Source organism: Rhodococcus tukisamuensis NBRC 100609 (assembly GCF_001894985.1).
Taxonomy (GTDB): domain Bacteria; phylum Actinomycetota; class Actinomycetes; order Mycobacteriales; family Mycobacteriaceae; genus Rhodococcus_G; species Rhodococcus_G tukisamuensis.
Genome location: NZ_BCXG01000038.1, coordinates 23,487 through 30,222, shown reverse-complemented (window position 1 = coordinate 30,222; position 6,736 = coordinate 23,487). Strand labels below are relative to the sequence as shown.

7 protein-coding genes are annotated in these 6,736 nt (G+C 69.9%); 3 read left to right on the top strand and 4 right to left on the bottom strand.

Annotation, left to right across the window (positions count from 1 at the left end):
* Together RT2_RS23790 and RT2_RS23785 are read left to right on the top strand one after the other, a co-directional pair.
* A partial coding sequence (locus tag RT2_RS23790; protein WP_139280386.1) for a DNA glycosylase AlkZ-like family protein occupies window positions 1-575 on the top strand: 575 nt, incomplete at its 5' end.
* A gap of 78 nt (window positions 576-653) precedes the next feature.
* A complete protein-coding gene (locus tag RT2_RS23785) occupies window positions 654-2,351 on the top strand; it encodes a fumarate hydratase (protein ID WP_072847284.1) in 1,698 nt (565 codons plus the stop codon).
* Window positions 2,352-2,475: 124 nt separating this feature from the next.
* Here RT2_RS23785 and RT2_RS26090 read toward each other — a convergent pair whose 3' ends face one another.
* The 3 genes from RT2_RS26090 to RT2_RS23770 all read right to left on the bottom strand — a co-directional run bounded on the left by RT2_RS26090 (window position 2,476) and on the right by RT2_RS23770 (window position 4,362).
* Complete coding sequence (locus tag RT2_RS26090; RefSeq protein ID WP_169888537.1) at window positions 2,476-2,652, bottom strand: hypothetical protein; 177 nt, start codon at window positions 2,650-2,652, stop codon at window positions 2,476-2,478.
* Window positions 2,653-2,856: 204 nt separating this feature from the next.
* Window positions 2,857-3,471 carry a hypothetical protein gene (locus RT2_RS23775; protein ID WP_139191321.1) on the bottom strand — a complete coding sequence of 205 codons (615 nt, stop codon included), beginning with the start codon at window positions 3,469-3,471 and terminating at the stop codon, window positions 2,857-2,859.
* A 396-nt stretch (window positions 3,472-3,867) separates the two neighbouring features.
* A complete protein-coding gene (locus RT2_RS23770) occupies window positions 3,868-4,362 on the bottom strand; it encodes a MarR family winged helix-turn-helix transcriptional regulator (RefSeq protein ID WP_072847278.1) in 495 nt (164 codons plus the stop codon).
* Window positions 4,363-4,436: 74 nt separating this feature from the next.
* Between RT2_RS23770 and RT2_RS23765 the strand changes: the two genes are divergently transcribed.
* The gene (locus tag RT2_RS23765; RefSeq protein ID WP_072847277.1) at window positions 4,437-5,201 is read left to right on the top strand and encodes a hypothetical protein; all 765 of its coding nucleotides are present in this window, start codon (window positions 4,437-4,439) and stop codon (window positions 5,199-5,201) included.
* Window positions 5,202-5,363: 162 nt separating this feature from the next.
* Here RT2_RS23765 and RT2_RS23760 read toward each other — a convergent pair whose 3' ends face one another.
* Window positions 5,364-6,728: an MFS transporter gene (locus tag RT2_RS23760; RefSeq protein WP_072847276.1), complete on the bottom strand. Its 1,365-nt coding sequence runs from the start codon at window positions 6,726-6,728 to the stop codon at window positions 5,364-5,366.
* Between the last annotated feature and the right edge of the window lie 8 nt (window positions 6,729-6,736).

The following is a 6,736-nucleotide window of genomic DNA, read 5'->3' as shown; positions in this document are numbered from 1 at the left end:
CTTCCCCGCCGGTGCTCGAGAAGATCCCCGGCTGGCGGCAGGCCGCCTTCGCCGCGTCGGGCGCCGAGGCGGACCCGCGGTTGGACGTCGTCCGCGGCTACCTGCGGTTCTACGGTCCGACGGCCCCCGCGCAGGTCGCGGCCTTCCTCGACGCCCCGGTCCGGGACGTCACGGCGCACTGGCCCGAGGACGCCGTCGACGTGCTCGTCGACGGCCAACCCCGCTCGATGCTCGCCGCGGACCTGGACGCGCTGCTGGCACCGCCGGAGGACGACTCGGTCCGGTTGCTCGGCCCCTTCGACCCGTACCTGCAACTCAAGGACCGCGAGACGCTGGTGCCGGACCCCGACCACCGTAAGTCGCTGTGGCCCACGCTGGGCCGGCCGGGCGCGATCGCCCGCGGCGGCGAACTGGTCGGGCTGTGGCGGCCGCGGGCGTCGGGCCGCAAGCTCACCGTGGCGATCACCCCGTGGGGCCGGCTCTCCGCGGCGGTCCGCGCCGGCGTCCTCGAGCAGGCCGAGGCGCTCGCCGAGCATCGTGGCGTCGCGGCGGCCGGGGTGACCGAGGAGGCCTGACCGGGGCCGTCGAGCAGGGCCGATCGGCGCACCATTAGCCTGGACGAGCACTTCGTACCCCCTTGCTCAGGAGAGATGATGGCCGACTTCCTCTACGAGGACCTGCTCCCGATCGGTGAAGACACCACCGAGTACCGGCTGCTCACCACCGAGGGGGTGTCCACCGTCGAGGGACCCGACGGCCGTACCTTCCTGCAGGTCGAACCCGAGGCGCTGCAGCTGCTCACCGAGACCGCGCTGCACGACATCTCGCACTACCTGCGCACCGACCACCTGACGCAGCTGGCCAGCATCCTCGACGACCCCGAGGCGTCGAACAACGACAAGTTCGTCGCGTTGGACCTGCTCAAGAACGCAAACATCGCCGCGGCCGGCGTGCTGCCGATGTGCCAGGACACCGGCACCGCGATCGTGATGGGCAAGCGCGGCCAGCAAGTGCTCACCCCCGGTGACGACGAGGAGTCGATCGCCCGCGGCGTGTACGACGCCTTCACCCGGCTGAACCTGCGGTACTCGCAGAACGCCCCCATCACCATGTGGGACGAGAAGAACACCGGCAACAACCTGCCCGCGCAGATCGAGCTGTACGCGGACACGGCCAAGGGCCACGAGAACGCCTACAAGTTCCTGTTCATGGCCAAGGGCGGCGGCAGTGCCAACAAGTCCTACCTGTTCCAGGAGACGAAGGCGATCCTGAACCCGGACTCGATGATGCAGTTCCTCGAGGCCAAGATCCGCGCGCTCGGCACCGCGGCCTGCCCGCCGTACCACCTCGCGATCGTCGTCGGCGGCACGTCCGCCGAGTTCGCGCTCAAGACGGCCAAGTACGCGTCCGCGCACTACCTCGACGAGCTGCCCACCGAGGGCGCGATCACCGGCCGCGGCTTCCGCGACCACGAGCTGGAGAAGCAGGTCTTCGAGCTCACCCAGAAGATCGGCATCGGCGCGCAGTTCGGCGGCAAGTACTTCTGCCACGACGTCCGCGTCGTGCGTCTCCCCCGCCACGGTGCGTCGCTGCCCGTCGCGATCGCCGTGTCCTGCTCGGCGGACCGTCAGGCCAAGGCGAAGATCACCCCCGAAGGGGTCTTCCTCGAGCAGCTCGAGTTCAACCCGGGCCGGTTCCTGCCCGAGGTCACCGACAGCCAGCTCGATGCCGACACCGACGGCATCTCGGGCACCGGCAAGGGCGCCGCGGTCAAGATCGACCTCACCCGCCCGATGCCGGAGATCCTGGCCGAGCTGTCCAAGCACCCGGTCAAGACCCGCCTGTCGCTGACCGGCCCGCTGGTCGTCGCGCGCGACATCGCGCACGCGAAGATCAAGGAGCGTCTGGACGCCGGCGAGGAGATGCCGCAGTACCTCAAGGACCACCCGGTGTACTACGCCGGTCCGGCCAAGACCCCCGAGGGCCTGGCGTCCGGTTCCTTCGGACCCACCACAGCCGGCCGCATGGACTCGTACGTCGAGCAGTTCCAGGCCGCGGGTGGCTCGATGATCATGCTGGCCAAGGGAAATCGGTCCAAGCAGGTCACCGACGCGTGCAACACACACGGCGGCTTCTACCTCGGTTCCATCGGCGGCCCGGCCGCGCGCCTGGCCCTGGACTGCATCAAGAACGTCGAGATCGTCGAGTACGAAGAGCTCGGCATGGAGGCGGTCTGGAAGATCGACGTCGAGGACTTCCCCGCGTTCATCGTCGTCGACGACAAGGGCAACGACTTCTTCGCGCACACCGGCGAGGTCACCGTGACGATCGGCAAGCGTCCCGGCCTCTAGATCAACACGAAACCGGCCCGACGGGAATTCTTCCCGTCGGGCCGGTTTCGTTGTGGGGCATGAAAATTTGCCGGAGCCGAGTCCACCGAGCGGAGCATCCTTCCTGCGCCACCGGCGTTGGCCGTCAGAGTTCGATGCCGGGATGTTCCTGCGCCCATTGCACACGTAGTGAGGGATCGTCTTCGGCGACGTCGAACTGGATCCGGGGTATGTCCGGGAAGCGTTGCGCCACCAGGTCGATGACGGTTCGTTCATCAGCGGGGCGGATGAGGACGGTCAGGAGGGCTTCACGATTGCGCACCAAGTGACCGTATCCGTGGCCAATGCGCGGACGCATCGAGTTTTCCCGGACAGGAAAAGCAGAACCCGCATCTGCCGGGGAGGCAGAGTGCGGGTTCTGTGGTGGGTGATGCAGCGGAGATTAGCGAGATGCGACGCTAGATCAACTAGGCATGCGTCGCCGGCGTTGTGTGGCACCGCAGCGGGGCCGACGATCGCATTCGCGCTAGCTGCCGAACGGGCCGAAGGCCGAAACTTCCCGCGTGATCCCCGTCGCCATCCACCCCTTCGACGCCGGGACGTCGGTGCCAGTGAACGTGACCCCGGCGGTGCCGGCGAGATACGGCTTGACCACCTTGTAACGCAAATAGACGTATAGCTGCCCGGAACGAAAACCGTCCGTCGGGATGACCCAGCCACCCTCGGGTGCCGTGACCGTCACATCTCCCGTGACGGGATCCACCGTCGCGGTCGAGTCCAAGTTCACGTCCGTCCACCAGGGCGGCGTGCGGGAAGACACCTCGGCGCCGACGAACTCGAAACCTCGCGGAGCATGGTGCGTGACGCTCGTCACCGCCAAGCCGGGCATGCCGTCCGGGGCGCTGAAGCTCGGAAAATACCCGACCTCCCTACCCACTTCGGCCTCGCCGGGACCCTGGTAGCCCAGGTAGATATTGCTGTTGCCTACCCTCTCCGAGGGAGACCAGAAGCTTGTATCGCATGGCTGTTCCAGCCCCGCGCATCCCTGGTCCACCCCACCCACCGCACTACTCGACACGCCCCACGCGGCGCCCGCACCCATCGTTGCCACGCCCACGCCGATGGCCAGCGCAGCCAGCACCGACCCACTCCTGCGCGCCAGGTGTCCGACCATTGACAGTGTCTCCTCCACTGTTGAGGGAACCGGCCGACGCCCGCCCCGTGCACTCACCGAGAGTAGGGGACGAAACAGCGCACCGACGCGGAACCACCAGGTTGCATTCGCCCAGGCCAAAGGACTAAACGCTATTACAGACCTCTCGTCGGCACACCGACGCACCACGCAACAGAAAGTGCATGATTCGTCGGAGGGACCGACGGTCCGTGCGAGAAGCGTGGCTGCCCGACCTCCACGGAACACCCGTAGTTCCGGCCCGCCGCACGGCGGTGCATCGACTGCGCCTGAGGACGCGGCGTCAGTCCTCCGCGGGGCGACGATCAGACAATCGGGGTGGCGTCCCCTGAGGAGACGGCGCCCTCAGCGGTCCGCGACAGCCGAGATCCGCCGCAACAGCTTCGAAAGCGCTTCGCGCTCAACGGCGTCCAGACCGGCGAGCAACTGTCGGTCCAGTTCGAGGCGACGGGGGAAGTGCTCGGCGACGAACGCGCGGCCGGCCTCGGTCAGCTCGAGCAGCACCACCCGGCCGTCACGCTCGAACGGCCTGCGCCGCACCAAGCCCATCGTGACGAGTCGGTCGGCATGCTTGGTGGTCGCTGCGCCGCTGACCATCGTCACCGCGGTGACCTCGCTGGCCCGCAGTGGCCGTCCGCCGCGGGCCAGCGCGCCCAGCACGTCGAATTCGGCTCGCGTGACACCGCTCGGCGCCAGCATCTGATCGAGCCGGGCCAGGGCCTGCGTGCCGATACGGCCGATCCGGCCGATCACCTCGACCGGCGACAGGTCCTCGTCCGGGTAGACCCCGGCCCACTGGTCGCGGACGCGGTCCACGAAGTCCTCATCGGTCGCGTCCATGGGCACATCGTAGCGACGGAACCGGGAAATACTTCACTGTTAATTTACCCGTGAAATATATGTATCCTGGGTCGGTGTCCGCCTCCCCCACCCTCACCACCAGAACCGGCCACCTGCGCCGGACCGGCGACGCGCTGGCGCATGCGACGTCCGCCGACGCCTGGCGCGGCGCCCTCGAAGTCCGCGCCGCCGACGCCACCGTCGCGCCCGCCCTGCGGGTCGGGATCGCCGCCGCGCTGACCCTGGTCGCGGGGGGCCTGCTCGGTCAGCCGGCGCTGGCCGGGATCGCCGCCCTCGGCGCACTGACCGCGGCATTCGCCCGGCACGAGCCCTTCCCGAGGCTGGCCGTCAAGCTGACCGTCGTCGCCGTCAGCCTGGTCTCGTTCGTCGCACTCGGCGCCGTCGTCGGCGCCACCGGCGTCACCACCGGCTGGCAGATCGCGCTGCTGTCCGCGGCCGCCGGCATCGCCTCGCTGGTCCTCGGCGCGTTCCGGATCACCGGCCCGGGCGCGGTCATCTTCGTCTTCGCCGCGATGGCCGCCGTCGGCTACGCCAGTACGACCGCGGACCTCACTGCGGTCACCCTCGCCGTGCTCGCCGGCGCCCTGGCGGGCTGGACCATCGCCCTGGCGCCCGCCGCATTCCTGCCGATGGGCGCCGCCCGCCTGGCCACGGCCCGGGCACTGGCCGCCGTAGCCGGACTCGACGGACCCGGGCCGCGGGACCCGCGCGCGGTCCGCGGCGCCCTCGCCCACGCCCGCGAGGTGGTCGCGGTCAGCGCCCGCGGCGGCCATCGCACCGCCCACGCCCAGGCAGCGCTGTGCGTCCCGACCCGGTGACTCGTGTGAATGTCGGCCAGGATGTTCACACGCCGCTGCAAGTAGCGCACGTTTTCCCCTGAGGTTGTGAGAGGGCGCCCAGTGCGCACCGACAACTATGAGCAGATGGGTTGCGGGCCGACGTCCGAACGACCTGTCTGTCGGATGTTCTGATGAATCCGGTCAGACCTCTTCCAGCGCCTGCCCGCGACGTTCCGGCAGCACCGTCGTCGCGACCGCGGCGATCGTGAAGGACACCGCGAACACCCCGAACACCAACGGATTTCCGCCTCCCGTCAGCAGCCACGGCACCATCAGCGGCGCGATGATCGACGCGATCCGGCCGAATGCCGCCGCCGCCCCGGTCCCCGAGCCCCGCGCCGTCGTCGGGTAGAGCTCGGGACCGATCGCGTACAACGCGCCCCAGGCGCCAAGGTTGAAGAACGACAACGCCATTCCCGCCGCCACGATCTGCGTCGGCGTGTCCGCCAGCCCGAACGCGCCCGCCGACACCGCGGAGCCGACCAGGAACAGCGCCAGGGTGCCGCGGCGCCCCCACGCCTCGATCAGCCAGGCCGCGACCGCATAACCGGGCAGCTGGGCGAGGGTGATCACGAGCGTGTACTGGAACGACTTCACCAGGTCGAAACCCTGCTCGACCAGCAGGCTGGGCAGCCAGATGAACGCCCCGTAGTAGGACAGGTTGATGCAGAACCAGACGGTCCACAGCGCCCCCGTGCGCCTGCGCAGCCGGGGCGACCAGAGAGACTCGGCGGCGCCGTCGACGCGGGCCTCGGCCGGCGCCCGGGGCACCGGCTCGGGCTCGGGCTCGGGCTCGGGCTCGGGCGTCCGGACCGCCCGCCCGATCGGGGGCGACTCCTCGAAGGACCGGACCGCGGCCTCCGCCTCGGCGTGGCGGCCGCGCCGTTCGAGGAAGCGGACCGACTCGGGCAGGCCGAGCCGGACCACCACCGCGTACGCGGTGGGCACCACCCCCACCGCCAGCGCCCACCGCCAGCCGTCGTCGCCGAGCGGCACCACGTAGTAGCCGATCAGCGCGGCCAGGATCCAGCCGACCGCCCAGAACGCCTCCAGCGCCACCACCATCCGGCCACGCAGGCTGCGCGGGGCGTACTCGCTGACCAGGGTCGACGCCACGGGCAACTCGGCGCCGAGGCCGAGCCCGACCACGAAGCGCAGCACCATCAGCACCGCCACCGAACCCGCCAGCGCGGTGGCGCCGGTCGCGACGCCGTAGATCAGCAGGGTCGCGGCGAACACCTGCCGGCGGCCGACCCTGTCCGCGAGCAGCCCGCCGACGCTGGCCCCGACGGCCATCCCGACGAAGCCGATCGAGCCGATCCAGGACAGCTGGGTCCTGCTCAGCTCCCAGTGCACGGCCAGCGCGGCCATCACGAAAGAGATCAGCCCGACGTCCATCGCGTCGAGCGCCCAGCCGATGCCGGACCCGAGCAGCAGCCGGCCGTGCCTACGGGTGAACGGAAGCGCGTCGAGGCGCTCGGTGCGGGTCCGGGTTCCCGGACTCACCGGGTCCG

What these genes read in the sequence shown, in the direction of transcription:
- RT2_RS23785 (WP_072847284.1), top strand. Translation starts at nt 654, where the DNA reads ATGGCCGACTTCCTCTACGAGGACCTGCTCCCGATCGGTGAAGACACC.
- RT2_RS23770 (WP_072847278.1), bottom strand. Translation starts at nt 4,362, where the DNA reads ATGGACGCGACCGATGAGGACTTCGTGGACCGCGTCCGCGACCAGTGG.